At 52.6% G+C, this 16,404-nt stretch carries 15 protein-coding genes; 6 read left to right on the forward strand and 9 right to left on the reverse strand.

Annotated features, from left to right (window positions below):
- Nucleotides 1–29 precede the first annotated feature (29 nt).
- Nucleotides 30–1,478 (forward strand): tRNA uracil 4-sulfurtransferase ThiI, encoded by a 1,449-nt coding sequence (gene thiI, locus NA197_RS08840; RefSeq protein ID WP_020898476.1) that lies wholly within the window; start codon nucleotides 30–32, stop codon nucleotides 1,476–1,478.
- A 43-nt stretch (nucleotides 1,479–1,521) separates the two neighbouring features.
- On the opposite strand, the gene phnV is transcribed toward thiI, so the two are convergent.
- From phnV to phnR, 5 genes are all read right to left on the reverse strand, one after another.
- Nucleotides 1,522–2,319 carry a 2-aminoethylphosphonate ABC transport system, membrane component PhnV gene (phnV, locus tag NA197_RS08845; protein ID WP_000909792.1) on the reverse strand — a complete coding sequence of 266 codons (798 nt, stop codon included), beginning with the start codon at nucleotides 2,317–2,319 and terminating at the stop codon, nucleotides 1,522–1,524.
- A gap of 2 nt (nucleotides 2,320–2,321) precedes the next feature.
- Entirely contained in the window at nucleotides 2,322–3,182 is an 861-nt protein-coding gene (gene phnU, locus NA197_RS08850; RefSeq protein WP_000052716.1) for a 2-aminoethylphosphonate ABC transporter permease subunit, read from the reverse strand.
- Between the two features lie 2 nt (nucleotides 3,183–3,184).
- Nucleotides 3,185–4,294 (reverse strand): 2-aminoethylphosphonate ABC transport system ATP-binding subunit PhnT, encoded by a 1,110-nt coding sequence (gene phnT / locus NA197_RS08855; RefSeq protein WP_000928801.1) that lies wholly within the window; start codon nucleotides 4,292–4,294, stop codon nucleotides 3,185–3,187.
- Nucleotides 4,295–4,299: 5 nt separating this feature from the next.
- Nucleotides 4,300–5,313, reverse strand: coding sequence for a 2-aminoethylphosphonate ABC transporter substrate-binding protein (phnS, locus tag NA197_RS08860; protein ID WP_000778008.1), 1,014 nt, complete (start codon nucleotides 5,311–5,313; stop codon nucleotides 4,300–4,302).
- Nucleotides 5,314–5,510: 197 nt separating this feature from the next.
- Nucleotides 5,511–6,230, reverse strand: coding sequence for a phosphonate utilization transcriptional regulator PhnR (phnR, locus tag NA197_RS08865; RefSeq protein WP_000836268.1), 720 nt, complete (start codon nucleotides 6,228–6,230; stop codon nucleotides 5,511–5,513).
- A 139-nt stretch (nucleotides 6,231–6,369) separates the two neighbouring features.
- On the opposite strand from phnR, the gene phnW reads away from it, so the two are divergent.
- A complete protein-coding gene (gene phnW / locus NA197_RS08870; protein ID WP_000203969.1) occupies nucleotides 6,370–7,473 on the forward strand; it encodes a 2-aminoethylphosphonate--pyruvate transaminase in 1,104 nt (367 codons plus the stop codon).
- A gap of 9 nt (nucleotides 7,474–7,482) precedes the next feature.
- The gene (gene phnX / locus NA197_RS08875; protein ID WP_021000005.1) at nucleotides 7,483–8,292 is read left to right on the forward strand and encodes a phosphonoacetaldehyde hydrolase; all 810 of its coding nucleotides are present in this window, start codon (nucleotides 7,483–7,485) and stop codon (nucleotides 8,290–8,292) included.
- A 96-nt stretch (nucleotides 8,293–8,388) separates the two neighbouring features.
- On the opposite strand, the gene yajL is transcribed toward phnX, so the two are convergent.
- Both yajL and panE read right to left on the reverse strand, forming a co-directional pair.
- Nucleotides 8,389–8,979 (reverse strand): protein deglycase YajL, encoded by a 591-nt coding sequence (yajL, locus tag NA197_RS08880; RefSeq protein ID WP_001275806.1) that lies wholly within the window; start codon nucleotides 8,977–8,979, stop codon nucleotides 8,389–8,391.
- Entirely contained in the window at nucleotides 8,942–9,853 is a 912-nt protein-coding gene (gene panE / locus NA197_RS08885; protein ID WP_000705814.1) for a 2-dehydropantoate 2-reductase, read from the reverse strand. The genes yajL and panE overlap by 38 nt, the downstream gene beginning before the upstream one ends.
- Nucleotides 9,854–9,978: 125 nt before the next feature.
- Between panE and NA197_RS08890 the strand changes: the two genes are divergently transcribed.
- Nucleotides 9,979–10,470, forward strand: a complete 492-nt coding sequence (locus NA197_RS08890) for a YajQ family cyclic di-GMP-binding protein (protein WP_001138913.1) — start codon at nucleotides 9,979–9,981, stop codon at nucleotides 10,468–10,470.
- Between the two features lie 46 nt (nucleotides 10,471–10,516).
- Here the strand turns inward: NA197_RS08890 and NA197_RS08895 are convergent, their stop codons facing one another.
- Nucleotides 10,517–11,881, reverse strand: a complete 1,365-nt coding sequence (locus NA197_RS08895) for an MFS transporter (RefSeq protein ID WP_001000938.1) — start codon at nucleotides 11,879–11,881, stop codon at nucleotides 10,517–10,519.
- Between the two features lie 524 nt (nucleotides 11,882–12,405).
- Here NA197_RS08895 and NA197_RS08900 point away from each other — a divergent pair.
- A complete protein-coding gene (locus NA197_RS08900; RefSeq protein ID WP_020437365.1) occupies nucleotides 12,406–13,917 on the forward strand; it encodes a tetratricopeptide repeat protein in 1,512 nt (503 codons plus the stop codon).
- 11 nt (nucleotides 13,918–13,928) lie between these two features.
- Nucleotides 13,929–15,422: a tetratricopeptide repeat protein gene (locus tag NA197_RS08905; RefSeq protein WP_000595930.1), complete on the forward strand. Its 1,494-nt coding sequence runs from the start codon at nucleotides 13,929–13,931 to the stop codon at nucleotides 15,420–15,422.
- 81 nt (nucleotides 15,423–15,503) lie between these two features.
- On the opposite strand, the gene cyoE is transcribed toward NA197_RS08905, so the two are convergent.
- Nucleotides 15,504–16,394, reverse strand: a complete 891-nt coding sequence (cyoE, locus tag NA197_RS08910) for a heme o synthase (RefSeq protein ID WP_000971352.1) — start codon at nucleotides 16,392–16,394, stop codon at nucleotides 15,504–15,506.
- Nucleotides 16,395–16,404 lie beyond the last annotated feature (10 nt).

Raw genomic sequence — 16,404 nt, forward strand, 5'->3', positions numbered from 1 at the left:
AGATAGCTTGCTAAAGAACCATTGCCGCCATGAAGTTTATCATTAAATTGTTCCCGGAAATCACTATCAAAAGCCAATCTGTGCGTTTGCGCTTTATAAAAATTTTAACCGGGAACATCCGTAACGTTTTAAAGCACTACGATGAGACCCTCGCGGTTGTCCGTCACTGGGATAACATTGAAGTTCGCGCCAAAGATGAAAACCAGCGTCTGGCGATTCGCGACGCGCTGACCCGCATCCCGGGGATTCACCATATTCTTGAAGTCGAAGATGTGCCGTTCACCGATATGCACGACATTTTCGAGAAAGCGTTGGCGCAGTATCGCGAACAGCTTGAAGGCAAAACCTTCTGCGTGCGGGTAAAACGTCGCGGTAAGCATGAGTTTAGCTCCATTGAAGTGGAGCGCTATGTTGGCGGCGGATTAAATCAGCATATTGAATCGGCGCGCGTGAAGCTCACTAACCCGGATGTGACGGTGCATCTGGAAGTGGAAGATGATCGCCTGCTGCTGATCAAAGGGCGTTATGAAGGTATTGGCGGTTTCCCGATTGGCACCCAGGAAGACGTGCTGTCGCTGATCTCCGGCGGTTTTGACTCCGGCGTCTCCAGCTATATGCTGATGCGTCGCGGCTGTCGCGTACACTACTGCTTCTTTAACCTTGGCGGCGCGGCGCATGAAATCGGCGTTCGCCAGGTGGCGCATTACCTGTGGAACCGCTTTGGCAGCTCCCATCGCGTGCGTTTTGTGGCGATTAACTTCGAACCAGTGGTTGGCGAGATTCTGGAGAAAGTTGACGACGGCCAGATGGGCGTGGTGCTCAAACGTATGATGGTACGCGCGGCGTCGAAAGTGGCGGAACGTTACGGCGTACAGGCGCTGGTGACCGGCGAAGCGCTGGGCCAGGTGTCCAGCCAGACGCTAACCAACTTGCGCTTGATCGATAACGTGTCTGACACGCTGATCCTGCGCCCGCTGATCTCTTACGATAAAGAGCACATTATCAACCTGGCGCGCCAGATTGGTACGGAAGATTTTGCCCGTACGATGCCGGAATATTGTGGCGTGATTTCAAAAAGTCCGACGGTGAAAGCCATTAAAGCGAAAATTGAAGCCGAAGAAGAAAATTTCGACTTCAGTATTCTCGATAAGGTGGTAGAAGAAGCGAACAACGTCGATATTCGTGAAATCGCCCAGCAGACCCAGCAGGAGGTGGTGGAAGTAGAAACCGTGAGCGGTTTTGGCGCCAACGATGTGATTCTGGATATCCGTTCTGTCGATGAGCAGGATGACAAGCCGCTGAAAGTGGAAGGCGTCGACGTCGTTTCGCTGCCTTTCTACAAGCTGAGCACTAAATTTGGCGACCTCGATCAGAGCAAAACCTGGCTGCTGTGGTGCGAACGCGGGGTAATGAGCCGCCTGCAGGCGCTCTATCTGCGCGAGCAGGGCTTTGAAAACGTGAAAGTGTATCGTCCGTAATTCCTTTGCCGGGTGGCGGCTATGTCCTACCCGGCCTACCGTTTTATTTCTGCCCCAACCGTTTTGCAATGCGCTCCAGCTTCATCATCAGCAGCAGCGTCATGGCCACCAGCACAATGGTCAGCGCCGCGCCGTCGGCGATATTTCCACGGTCGGTCAGGCTAAAGATAGCTACCGGCAGCGTCGTCCAGCCCGGCGGATAAATCATCATCGTCGCGCCCAACTCCCCCATGGAGAGCGATAAACTCAGCGCTAGCGCTGACATCATCCACGGCATCAATAACGGCAACGTCACGTGACGCAGACGATACCAGGGCGATGCCCCCAGACTCGACGCGACGTTTTCAATATCGGCGGAAATTCGCGCCAGTCCGGTCGACACGTTACTGAAGGTAAAGGCGGAAATCAGCACAAAGTGCGCTGTCAGCACAATCCATAGGGTGCCGTTCATTTGCAATGGCCCCTGGCTGAAAGCAACCAGAATGCCCAGGCCCACGGACACAGACGGAATCGCACTCGGCAGATAGAACACCATACTTAACCATTTCTGCGTTTTCACCCCATATTGACGCAGCGCCAGCGCCGCCCAAACGCCGCAAAGCAGCGCAAACAGGCTGGCGCAAAAGCCAATCGTGAGGCTGGCAAGTAGGGCATCCCATGCCGCACCGTGCAGAGCGTTAACAAAGTGGTTCAGCGTGAAGCCACTCGGCAGAATACCGTTCCACTGCTGGCTAAGGCTGGACATCAGAATCACCGCCAGCGGCAGGAAAAAGAACACGATAAACAGTACGCTAGCCACAACGCCCGCCGCTGCGCGTCCTTTAGGTGACCAAATTAGCATGGCTAGCTCCTTACGCCGGTACGCGATGCCGCCAGGCGATAGAGGGAGAACAGCCCCAGCGACAAGACAATGTTAATCAACGCAATCATGCAGGCGACCGTATAGTCGGACTCCAGAATCGCTTTGCTGTAAACCATCATCGGCAGGGTGTTAACCCCTTTCGCGCCAATAAACAGTACGATGCCAAACTCGTTAGTGGTCAACAGCAGGCACAGGCTGCCACCAGCCATCAGCGCCGGTAGCGCCGCCGGGAAAATCACCTGCCCAATCACCCGTAACGGGTGCGCCCCCAGAATGCTGGCTGCTTCTAGCTGGCTTTTATCAATTTGCCGCAGCGCGGCCATCAGTGGCCGCATCACCAGCGGAGTGAACACCGTGATCTCCGCCAGAATGACGCCCTGCATCGAGTAGAGAAAATCTACCGGCGGTAGCTCAAAGGCAAACAGGCTCATCAGCGTACCGTTGAGCAGACCCGCTGACCCATAAATAAAGGTGAACGCCAGCGTAATCAGGAAGGTCGGCAGCGCAATAAAAGTATCGACGACCCGACCAATCAACTCGCTACCGGGGAAAGGAATAAACACCAGAATCAGCGACATCACGCTGCCCAGCAGCAGGCAACCGGCGGTGGCGAAAAAGGCGATTTGCAACGTGTTCAGCAACGCGCCGACAAAGCGTTTCGAGTCGACCACCTGCCGGAAGGTCTCGAGCCCGATCTCGCCATTGGCACCGCGTAGCGCCTGTTCAACGATGAGCGACAGAGGCCAGAAAAACAGCGTCGCCAGCACCAGCAACGGGAGCAGCAGCCACAGCAGTGGGCGTAGGTTAAGCGCCGGTTTTTCCAGAGGTAAAATGAGTGACATGGTTATACCTCAATCAGGACCGCATCATCCGGTTCGAACCACAGCGCCAGCTTGTCGCCCACGCGCGGCAGCGGATTGACATGCGTCAACACCATCCGCACCGTTTCGCCAGCAACGTCACACAGCAGATGGGTTAAATCGCCCTGCCAGTGCACCGATTGCAGTGTGGCGTTGAAGCGGTTGCTGTAGGCCGAACGCGGCGTCAGGCTGAGGTGCTGAGGACGAATGCACAGCAGTTTGTTGTAACCGTGGTGGCTGCCCCGGCTGAACGCGCGAATCACCGCACCGCCGCAGCTGACGTCCACCAGCCCCGGAGCCTCCGTTATCCCCAGCGCGATAGCGGAGAGAATATTGGCGCGACCTAAGAATTCGGCGGCAAAACGATTGGGCGGATGCTGATATAGCGCGCGGGTTTCGCCGTGAGCAATCAGCGAGCCATCCTTCATAATGCCGATTTTATCGGCCAGAGTGAGCGCTTCCGTTTGATCGTGGGTGACGTAGAGAATAGTGAGTTCCGGCAGCTCACGGTGAAGACGGGCGATTTCTTCCACCATATTATGACGAATCTGTGCGTCCAGCGCTGACAGTGGTTCATCCAGCAACAGCACGCGCGGGCGCACGGCAATCGCGCGGGCGATGGCCACGCGTTGCTGCTGGCCGCCGGAAAGTTGATGCGGATAACGGGCGGCGTAATCACTCATGCCAACCGTTTTCAGCGCCTGCGTTACACGCTCATTAATTAGCGCCTTTGGCTGCTTCTGCGCACGCAGGCCAAAAGCGACGTTGTCTTCCACTTTCAGATGCGGGAACAAGGCGTAGTTCTGCACCACCATCGCCAACCCGCGTTTATAGGGTGGCAGATGGGTGACGTCCGTATCGCCAATCAGAATACGACCGCCTGCAGGTTGCACAAAGCCCGCAACCGCACGCAGCACCGTCGTTTTTCCAGATCCTGATGGGCCAATCAGCGCCAGCACTTCGCCAGGTTCAATCGTCAAAGAGAGCGGTTTAAGCACCACGTTGCCGTGATACGCAACGCGCAGCGAGTCGAGGACTATCCCCGATGTCCCCTGCGATGCAGGGGCGTGAACGGTGGTCGTTTTCATCAGCATCAGGCTTACTCGCTTTCGGTCACTTTGTGCCAACGGCTAATATCTGCCGACAGCGAAACGGCTACGTCATCCCAATTTGGCTGCCAGCTCTGCACGCCTTCTAACGCGGCAGTGGCGGCCTTATAATGTTCGTCGCTCGGCGTCACGTCGCTGCGTACCGGCATTCCCCAGGAGAGTTCGCTGACGCGAGTCTGCGCTTCTTTACTCAGCAGGAAGTTAATCAGCTTTTTACCATTTTCACTCTGCGGCGCCCCCTGGACCAGGCCAATGACATAAGGGATGGCCAGCGCGCTGCGCTCGCCTTTGTCGTTGGCCGGCCAGAAGATTTTCACGTTCGGGTTACGTTCCATCTGCGCGAGGTTCATTTGCAGGTCGCCGTTAGCGACGTAGATTTCACCTTTATTAACCAGCGCGGTTAGCTTGCCGGTAGAGGCAGATGGCCCGACGTTATTGGCCTGCAGCTTGCCGAGATACGCAAAACCGGCATCTTTACTGCCGAAGCTGTGGAAAGCCTGCAGCATCACCGCCGTGCCGTCAGCGGCCTGACCTGGCGTGGAATACTGGAGTTTATTTTTGAATTTACCGTCAAGCAGATCCTGCCAGCTCGCCGGGGCAGTTTTCAGCAGCTTGCTGTTGTAGATAAAGCTCAGATAGTTCTTTACCAGCGGCGAATAAAGGTTGTTGGCATCGGGGATAGCCGATGCGGCGTCGGTGTTAAAGTTCGCCAGCAGCTTTTCGGCGGCGGCGCGCTGAATGAATGGCGGCGCGGTTACCAGCACGTCGGCCTGTGGATTCGTGCGCTCTTTTGCCAGACGTTCCACTACCACGCCACCACCGCCTTCAACATAGCGTACGGTAATGCCGGTCGCTTTGGTGAATGCGTCAAACTGTACCTGGTACCAGCTGTTATCGCCATCATGCAGCCCGTCGATGGAGTACACCGTGACCACCGATTCCGCCCATGACGGGGCGCTGGCGAGAGCGAAGACAGACAGCAGAGCAAGTCGGGAAAGTTTCATCGTAATAGCCTCATAGCGTACGTTGCATTTTCTGGCCTATACCAGGTTTGCTTTTTACGCTAAACGGCTTATATGACAAAACGATGAAAGAGAAATAAATCAGTCCACGCCGGATGATGCTGCGCTTATCCGGATAGCCGTGAGACGATACGATTGACAGGCCGGATAAGTCCCGCAGCCAACATCCGGCGCATCCGCTAGTGGGTATCTACCTCAATACGCAGGCTGTCGTGACGCCAGTATTCGATATCCAGATCCAGCACTCGCCCGTGTTGATCGTAGTTCAGACGGCGCAGCAACAGCGCCGGGCGTCCTTCCATAACTCCCAGCGCCTGTGCGGCCTGCGCAGGCATGGCGGTGGGGTAGAACGACAGATGCATGCTGGTATAGACGAGGTTGTAGTGCGACTCGTATACCTCGGTCAGGCTGCCGTTGAGATCGTACTGCAGCAGCTCAGGCACGCGGGCGGGCAAACAATGGTTTTCGCAGTAGCACACGGCGCGGCCATCGGCGTAACGCAGACGGGTCAGCAGATAGATTTGATCAAACGGCTGGAGCTGGAGGGGCTCCATGACCTCGACAGGCACGGTGGTTAACACGCCGCTCAGTAGCGCGGTTTTTGGCTCCCGCCCCTGCTCGCGGCAAAGCTTATGGAAGTTGGTGTTCTGGGTCGGATCCAGCCACAGGCGTTCCGGCGTAACGAACCAACCGCGACGATCGGCGCGCCAGATAAGCCCACTGGACTCCAGCTGCGCCAGGCTTTCGCGAATAGTAATGCGCGTGGTGTTGAAGATCGCGCACAGTTCGCGTTCAGATGGCAGTTTATCACCGCTTTTCAACGCACCGCTCTGAATACGCGCCTGAAGCTGCGCCTTGATCAACAGGTACTGCGGGATATCGCCCGGGATAGATTTCATGCTTACTCGCTTCCGTTTTGCCTGCCGCCATTATACAAGCAGAGATGAATTTTTTGTTGCAGCGCGATTTTCTCTTTGACCCGTCGTGGCAAAGATCGTCATGATAAATGCAATCTGGTATAGACCAAAGGTAAATAACATGACTTCGCGTAACTATCTGTTGCTGACTCCTGGCCCGCTCACCACCTCTCGTACCGTGAAAGAAGCGATGTTGTTCGATAGCTGTACCTGGGATGATGATTATAATATCGGCGTGGTGGAACAGATCCGCCAGCAGCTGACCGAACTGGCAACGGCCTCCGAAGGCTACACCTCCGTACTACTGCAAGGCAGCGGTAGCTATGCTGTGGAAGCCGTACTGGGCAGCGCATTGGGGCCGCAGGATAAGGTGCTGATCGTCAGCAACGGTGCATACGGCGCACGAATGGTCGAGATGGCCGGCCTTATGGGTATCGCCCATCACGCTTACGACTGCGGCGAAGTTGCGCGCCCGGACGTGCAGGCGATCGACGCGATCCTCAACGCCGACCCGACGATCAGCCATATCGCCATGGTGCATAGCGAAACGACCACCGGGATGCTCAACCCCATTGATGAGGTGGGCGCTCTGGCGCATCGCTATGGCAAAACCTACATCGTTGACGCCATGAGCAGCTTCGGCGGCATCCCCATGGATATTGCAGCATTACACATCGACTATCTGATCAGCTCCGCCAATAAATGCATTCAGGGCGTGCCGGGTTTTGCCTTCGTGATTGCCCGCGAGCAAAAACTGGCCGCGTGCAAAGGGCGTTCCCGCTCGCTGTCGTTAGATCTCTACGCCCAGTGGCGTTGCATGGAGGATAACCACGGCAAATGGCGTTTTACTTCGCCCACACATACCGTCCTGGCGTTTGCCCAGGCGCTGAAAGAGCTGGCGAAAGAAGGTGGCGTGGCGGCACGTCATCAACGCTATCAGCAAAATCAGCGCAGCCTGGTGGCCGGAATGCGGGCGCTGGGCTTTAACACGCTGCTGGATGACGAGCTTCATTCGCCCATTATCACCGCCTTTTATTCACCGGAAGACCCGCAGTATCGCTTTAGCGAATTTTATCGCCGCCTCAAAGAGCAGGGCTTTGTGATCTATCCTGGCAAAGTGTCGCAAAGCGACTGCTTTCGCATCGGCAACATTGGCGAAGTATATGCCGCCGATATCACTGCCCTGCTGACCGCCATTCGTACCGCCATGTACTGGACGAAATAAGGAACCATGATGAACCGTATTCACGCTGTTATTCTCGACTGGGCGGGCACCACCGTCGATTTTGGCTCCTTCGCGCCGACGCAAATTTTCGTCGAGGCGTTCCGTCAGGCATTTGATGTGGAGATCACCCTCGCCGAAGCACGCGTGCCAATGGGGCTGGGTAAATGGCAACACATTGAAGCGCTGGGAAAATTACCTGCTGTTGACGCGCGCTGGCAGGCAAAGTTTGGCCGCTCCATGAGCGCAGCAGATATTGATGCCATCTACGCCGCTTTCATGCCGTTACAGATTGCTAAAGTTATCGATTTTTCTTCTCCTATTGCCGGAGTTATCGACACGATCGCGGCGCTACGAGCCGAGGGTATCAAGATAGGCTCCTGCTCCGGTTACCCACGAGCGGTGATGGAGCGCCTGGTTCCCGCCGCTGCCGAGCATGGCTATCGTCCGGATCATTGGGTGGCAACGGACGACCTGGCCGCGGGTGGTCGCCCGGGGCCGTGGATGGCGCTGCAAAACGTGATTGCGCTGGGCATTGATGCGGTCGCGCACTGTGTGAAGGTAGATGATGCCGCGCCGGGCATTAGCGAGGGGCTTAACGCGGGGATGTGGACGGTGGGGCTGGCGGTATCGGGTAACGAATTCGGCGCAACATGGGACGCCTATCAGACAATGTCGAAAGAGGACGTTGCGGTCCGCCGCGAGCACGCGGCCAGCAAGCTGTACGCCGCCGGGGCGCATTACGTGGTGGATTCACTGGCGGATTTACCTGGGGTGATTGCGCATATTAATGCGCGTCTGGCGCAGGGCGAACGCCCGTAAAATAACTGCCGGATGGCGCTGTCGCTTATTCGGCCTACAGACTGTACCGTTTTGTAGGCCGGATAAGGTGTTTACGCCGCCATCCGGCAATCATTCTTATTCGTAGTAGTTATAAATCCCCGCCGCCATCACCAGTTGCGAAGCCACTTCATGCGCTTTTTCACGACCAGCCAACAGGTCGATGATTTTCAAACCAAAATCGATAGCGGTACCCGGTCCCTGGCTGGTTAATAATTTTACCCGCGCATCCCACACCACACGCTTATCCAGCCACTGTTCGGCGGGGATCTTATCTTTCAGCGCCGGAAAACCGGTCATATTGCCGATAGGGAAGATATCGTGCGGCACGAGCACTGTGGCGGCTGCGGCGCAAATGGCTGCGACAATGCGCCCGGAGCGGTGAAACTGTTTTACGGTTTCGACCAGCAGCGGGCTGTCGCGAAAGCACTCGGCGCCTTTAATTCCGCCGGGCAACACGATGATGTCATAATCGCCGTCGGCAACTTCAACCAGCGGCGCATCCGCCAGTAGCTTTACACCGCGCGAGCAGACAATCGTCAGGTTGCCATCGCTGGCGACGCTGGCGGTAGTGACGTGGATTCCGCCGCGAACCAGCAGATCGATAGTGGTGACCGCTTCGGTCTCTTCACTACCAGGGGCGAGGCATACCAGTGCCTGAGCGCTCATACTCACTCTCCTTTCGCTTTACCATTTCAAACAGGCGGCTATTTTCCGGAACGGCGAGACCGTGCACACGGGCGCGCTTGAGTAAATAACCGGTGATGTAGTCAATTTCGGTATGGCGCATGGCACGCACGTCCTGCAACATGGATGAGATGTTTTCTGCCGTACTGTCAATCACTTGCTCAACATAATAGCGTAAATCGTCTGCCGATGTGTGGTAGCCTTCACGTTCAATCACGGCGGCGACCTCTTCGCAAATTGCGTTGATTTCATCAGGATGATGGCGCAGCTCGCCGTTCGGGCAGTTCCAAAGCGCGGTGAGCGGGTTGATAACACAGTTGACCGCCAGTTTGCGCCACATCTCTGCGCGGATATTGTTATGCCAGGCGACATCGGGCAGTACCCCCTGCAGGATATCGGCGAGATAACTGTAATCGCCGTCTTGCTCGCGTGCCGGGCCAATATGCGTAGTACCGTTAGCGACATGAATAATGATATTACCGTCGCGGCGCGCAGCATGGGTGATAGTCCCCATCAACATCGGCTGTTGGATATTTTGCAGTTCTTCTATGGTTCCCATTCCATTATGAATGAGCAGGATAGGCGACGTCACCGGTAGGGTTGACGCCAGGGTTCGTACTGCGTCGGAAACCTGCCACGCTTTCAGCGTGACTAACAACAGTTCGCTCTTCGCCAAAAAATCCGGATCGTTTGCCGTCAGTGATTCGTTGAAAAAGGAACCATCGGTATCGATCAGATTTACGCTGCAATAAGGTTGTGGCACCCGTAGCCAGCCCTGTACGTCATGTCCATGTTTGCACAGTGCCGAAAGCCAAAGTTGTCCTAAGGCTCCGCATCCCAGTACAGTAATTTTCATTGTTCCTCCTCACCTGCAACAGCGCCAGGTGTTATGGCGCTAATTATAGCGTCATCAGCTAAGCTTCTCGTTAAGCCTCGTTGCAGGTATTATGCAACGCAACGAAAATGAAGGGAGAAGAAAAGATGCCATCTTTCGATATTGTTTCTGAAGTTGATCTGCAGGAAGCGCGTAACGGCGTGGATAACGCGGTTCGCGAGGTTGAGTCTCGTTTTGACTTTCGTGGCGTAGAGGCGACTATTGAACTGAACGATGCCAATAAAACCATCAAGGTGCTGAGCGAGTCCGATTTCCAGGTCAATCAGTTGCTCGATATTCTGCGCGCCAAGCTGCTTAAACGCGGTATTGAAGGCGCTTCGCTGGATGTACCGGACGAGTTCGTGCATAGCGGTAAAACCTGGTATGTGGAAGCGAAGCTGAAGCAGGGCATTGAAAGCGCCGTGCAGAAGAAAATCGTCAAGCTGATTAAAGACAGCAAACTGAAGGTGCAGGCGCAAATTCAGGGGGAAGAGATTCGCGTGACGGGCAAATCACGTGACGATCTGCAATCGGTAATGGCGCTGGTTCGCGGCGGCGATTTGGGCCAGCCGTTCCAGTTCAAAAACTTCCGCGATTAAGTTGTTATGCCGGATAGAGCCTCGCCGCCATCCGGCAATGCAGCATTCATCCTTTGCTGATAAGCTGTTCAACTTCAAAGCGATTGGTCACTTTGCTGTCGATTTTGACGTAAGCGGAATGCTCTTCCGCCACGATCAGCGCTTCGCTTACGCCTTTCATTGCCAACAGTCGCTGTTTTAGCCTGTCGTCAGCAACAATATCCGCTGGAATTTCCACGCGCAGGCTGCTGACATAGGGCGGCTCTTTCATGGTACTTGCCACTGCCAGCCATACCATCGCCAGTACGGCCCCGGCAAGGAAAACGGTTTGCCCATCAAACGTGCCGTCTATCCAGCCGCCCAGCGAGCCGCCAAGCGCCACGCCAAGAAACTGACTGGTAGAATAGACGCCCATCGCCGTTCCTTTATACCCCGCGGGCGACTCTTTGCTAATAAGCGAAGGCAGCAGCGCCTCCATCAGATTAAAGGCGAGGAAAAAGAGTTGTACGCCAATCACCAGCTCCCAGAAATGTTGGCCCGCTCCCCACAACACGATTTCTGCGACGACAATGAGCCCCACGCAGAACAGGAATACCTGCTTCATCCGCCGTTTGACTTCAGCATAGATAATAAAAGGCACGACGGCGGCAAAGGCGATCACCATGGTTGCCAGATACACCTTCCAGTGTTCGGCGGCAGGGAAACCGGCATCGGCAAGCTGGCCGGGCAGGGCGACAAAGGTGGACATCAATAAAATATGCAGACACATAATGCCGAAATTGAGCTTGAGCAGCCTCGGCTCCGCCAGCACTTTACTGAAGCTGCCTTTGACCATCCCGGATTCGCGATTCAGCACATGGTTAGTACTGTTGGGAACCACCCAGATCGTCAGAAGAATGCCCAGAGTGGCGAGGGCGGCGATCATCCAGAACAACGCGTTCAATCCCAGACTATGGGTAACGATCGGCCCTAATACCATCGCAATCGCGAAGGTGATACCAAAGCTGACGCCGATAAACGCCATCGCTTTGGTACGGTTTTGCTCGCGGGTGAGGTCAGACAGGAGCGCCATGACGGCGGCGGCAATAGCGCCGGACCCCTGTAGCGCTCGCCCCAGAATAATGCCCCAGATAGAGTGGGAGAGCGCGGCAATGACGCTGCCCGCGACAAATACCGCCAGTCCGCCGACAATCAGCGGTTTACGGCCAATGCGGTCGGACAGCAGCCCAAAGGGAATTTGAAAGATAGCCTGCGCCAGCCCGTAAATACCGATCGCAATGCCGATTAATGCTTCGCTGGCGCCCTGTAGCGCCATACCGTATGTGGTCAGTACTGGTAGAACCATAAACATGCCCAGCATACGCAACGAAAAGACGGTCCCTAAACCCCATGTGGCGCGCAGCTCCCCTGGCGTCATTTTATAATCGTTCATTGCCACCTCTGTATAAAAGCTGGGAGTAGTGTAGTGCGGGGAGTGTGCCGGGTAAATAGAGGGTTAATTAGCAAATATTATGTTTTTGAAACAGTTGAGCTAAAAAAGAGATAAATTGTTAACACGATAGGGGCGATCGGGAGAGTCAGCATAGCCTTGTGCTCATTCATATTCCGATCTCCTTGAGCTGTAGTGGCTATCTGAGCCGTATCAGTATAGTGTAGCGGTTAGCCACGGCCTTCAGGCTGTGTACGCTGTTGCTCCATGTAGCAATAGCAGACTCGTCAAGTCAGACTGTCAGCGAACCGCGCTGCTGGCCGGTGGGTGACTTTAAACTTTTGCTTTGCCATAGGAACCCGATTCTGAAACGATGGCAATGATCAGAACCGTCCATCTCCTGAAAATTTGATTTATTCAACAACGCCGAGACTGATAGCAAACTTTCTGCGTGATGGCGCGCGTTTATCAGGCAGAAGGTTCGTCATCAGTCTTATTTATTATATTATTCAAGGAGTGAATTCGTTGTGAAAATTAAATTCTTATCATTATGTATTTTAGCGGGTGTTTTATTTGTTAGCCAGGTGAATGCTTCAGCGAACAACGGTAAAGATGATGTAAAATATGCTGCGCTTACCCAGAAGGATCTTGATGCTTTGCCTGTGGAAAAAAGAGCTTCGGTTCTGGATGAACTGGGGTTTATCCATGAATACGGTATTGGTGTACCGATGAATCGCGAACGGGCGTTGCAGTATTACAAGCAGGCCTGTGAACTTGGCGGTAACTATGGTTGCTATAATGTGAAGTATGCTTATCAGTATGGCGACGGAGTGGCGAAAGATAGCGCTCAGGCCAATAAGTATGCTAAGAAAATGAATCTGGATAATTTATTGATTGAGCAAGAATATATTGATAAGTTTTCGCAAGAAATTTACATGGCAAAAGCATTGGCCGATACGGATAAATCGCAGCGGGCGGCATTTATTAGTATACTAATTCATGCTCTAAATAATAGACCCGAGAGCGATGCGCTTTTTTTTAGCCGTATTGGATTTAACCAGGAAAAAACATTTCGGCTGGCTACGTTATGGTCGCAGGATGGCGACCCGCAAATGGATTATCAGATGGGGCGACTCACCCTTAATGACTTTTCCGGTCGCTATGCGGACGAGCCTTATCAAGCCAGACCTGCGTCATTGAAGTGGTTTCGCGCCGCCGCGGAAAAAGGTGTCGTTGAGGCCCAATCTCTCTTGGGGGGTATTTATTCGGGGGGAGAGGGCGATGAGTGGGGGATTAAGCCAGACATTCAGGAAGCACAAAAATGGTATGGACAGGCGGCTAAGCAGGGGGACAGCGATGCACAGATTGCGTTAGGTAAAATCTATTATTCTGGCGCAACAGGGCGCACTGATTACGCTAAAGCGCTGGCATTATTTACGCAGGTTGAAAATGATGGTACTAATTCGCGCTCAACGATGCCGTTGAGTTGGATGTATTATAACGGTTTAGGTACTGCACCTGATTGTGATAAAGCCTGGTCGTATTACAAGAAAGCATCTCGATATGTAGGTAAGATGGTTGAGGAAAAAATATTTTTAAGTAAGTGCGCAGCGGATATTCAGAGTCGAAAAAACAACGCGGATGCTTTACCTAAAGTAACGCTAAAAAAAGAGAGTGTTTTCTCTCGCGGGATAACGGCTAAACCGAAAGAATGCGCACTAATTTTTCAGATTGGCACAGATAAAATCCGTAACATGGCGAATTTGCATATTACGCTTGAGCTGAAAAATGATGATGGAATGGCAACTGAGGAAACGTTGATGATTCCGCCATTCGGTTTGAATACTCTGGGGATAGATATGCAAAATCATGATGTTGATCCTCTCATTACCACATACGATCTCCCGCTGTATACGCAAGATTTTTGTCACGGGATCGGCGATATCCATTTTACGCTGAAATCCGCTACGGCAACGATTAACGGTAAGAATGTCGATTTACTGAAAGCTGATAGTGTGCGCTTTTTAGATAAAGAATAAGGGAATGAAAAATGATAAAACGGAAATGGAGTATTTTGTTTCTGCTTGGGCTTTCTTTCGCATCGGTATGTCAGGCAGGTGATGATATTGACGCGTTGTATAGCCGTATTGCGCAGAAAGATATTCAGGCGCTAAATGAGCTAAAAGCGTTAGCCAAAGATAATAATGCTCAAGCGCTGGCGGAGTTGGGGTTTATTTATGAGTACGGTGTTTCAGTATCTGTGGATATTCCGCAAGCAATAAAGTACTACGAGCAGGCTTGTGATTTGGACGGTGATTATGGTTGCTTTAATGCAGCTTATTTCTATGAATATGGCATCGGTACCCAAAAGGACATTACGCAAGCGAAAACATTAGCAAAACAGCTTAGAGAAAAAATTAATCTATCCAATATCAATCTCGATAAAAAGGTGAGTGAACGTATAATTGGGAGTGTTTATAGTAATAAACTTGAGGCATATAGAGACCTTTCATTTCGTCCTCATTTTATTCAAGGCTTAAGTTTCTATTTTTATGCCCCGCAATCAGATGAGCGAAAACTGCTGAGTCGAATAGGTTTTGACTCATCACATCTTGCGCGGATAGCGATACTCTGGGCGAGAGAGGGTGATCCTGAGGTCGCGTATCAGACGGCAAAACTGGTCTCTACTTTGTATTTTAATAATGAAACGAAAACGATAGATATTGCTGAAGCGCTGAAATGGCTCCGAATTTCGGCCGAGAAGGGGGATGCCGACTCACAGACGCTGTTAGGTTTTCTTTATGAACACGCTGGATTGGGATTACAACCAGATGGAGAGAAAGCCAGGAAATGGTATGAAATGGCGGCGCAGCAAGGTAATGGAGAAGCATTGTATACGTTAGGTCGTATGTACTATTCTGGCGTAATGGTTAACGTTGATTACGATAAAGCGCTGTATTTTTTTAAAAAAGCTTATGAGAAAGAATTACAGGCGGCCGCTGATTATTTAGCACAGATGTATTTTAATGGCCAGAGTGTAGATGTCGATTGCCAACAATCCTGGCACTATTACGATAACAGCTATATAAAAAAGATGACACAACGCGATTATCTTGATTATTGTGAAAAAGATCGAAAGCGCCGTAATGATTTTAGTCAGCAACTTCCTGAGCTGACATTAGAAAAATATGCGGGATTATTTGGCAGGATTGATAATATTCCTCTGTGTCAGATTGGATTTGTTGTCAATACGAATAAGTTAATTCATGTTGCGAACTTACGTGTGGAATTGATATTAAAAAATGATGCTGGAGTTAGTGACGAAAGAATGGTCGCTTTTCCTCCTTTGGGTCTCAATACTCTGGGTGCTGAACAGGGTATGGGGGATTCTTTTAAGTCGATGGGATATCTCTTGATGAAAAACGGTGACTTGTGTGATTACCATAAACTTACTTTCACCGTGAAGTCAGCGACGGCAACAATCAATGGTAAAAAAGTTGATTTACTGAAAACGGATAATTTACATATTATTCAGAATCGATAACTCGTGGGGCGTTACTGCCTGATGAAATGGATAAAAAAACCGCCGTTTGTGACACGGCGGTTTTTTCAATAGCAACGCTTGTTACCAGACGTAAGTCAGCAGATTCTGCGAATTCGGCACCATAAAATCAACGGACATCATGATACTCAGCGCGGTAATCGCAATGATAGAGAAGCCGAACAGCTTGCGCGCCCAGACCTTATCATCTTCCACTTTGTAACCGCGTAGCGCCATGCCGAGCCACCAAACGCTGACCGCCGCGGCGACCACCAGGTATTTGTAACCGGCATAACCGCCCAACGTGAGCATTAGCGTTGCAACGGCAAACGCAATGATATACAGCGTGATGTGGTTTTTAGCGACTGAGATTCCTTTTACCACCGGCAGAACCGGGATATTGGCCGCCTGATAGTCCTTAAAGCGGAAAATGGCGATGGCGTAAGAGTGCGGCATCTGCCAGAGGCTGAAAATAGCCAACAGAATCGCCGCGCCGCTGTCAAAGTCGCCCGTTACGGCGCAGTAGCCAATCACCGGCGGCGCTGCGCCGGAGAGAGAACCAATCAGCGTTCCGTAGACGGAGTGACGCTTCATGTACAAGCTGTACACGCCAACGTAGACCACGAAGCCCATCACCCCCAGCCAGCAGGCCAGAGGATTGGCGCCAAACCACAACAGCATAAAGCCAGCAATACCCAGCAGGGTGGCGTATACCAGCGAGACGCCAGGAGAAATCAGGCCTTTGACCAGCACCCGATTCTTGGTCCTTTCCATCTTCCTGTCGATATCCCTGTCGATGTAGTTGTTAAATACACAACCCGACGCCACAACCAGTGACACCCCGACCAGCGTATAGATGAACAGGGGATAGTCAATGCTGCCCTTTGAAGCCAGCAGAAATCCCCCGATCACCGAGATCAGGTTGCCAAAGATGATGCCTGGTTTCGTTACTTGCAGGTATTGCTTAAACATCATACTCGCCGCT

It is taken from the genome of Salmonella sp. NW884 (genome assembly GCF_051700745.1).
In the GTDB taxonomy this organism is placed as follows: domain Bacteria; phylum Pseudomonadota; class Gammaproteobacteria; order Enterobacterales; family Enterobacteriaceae; genus Salmonella; species Salmonella enterica.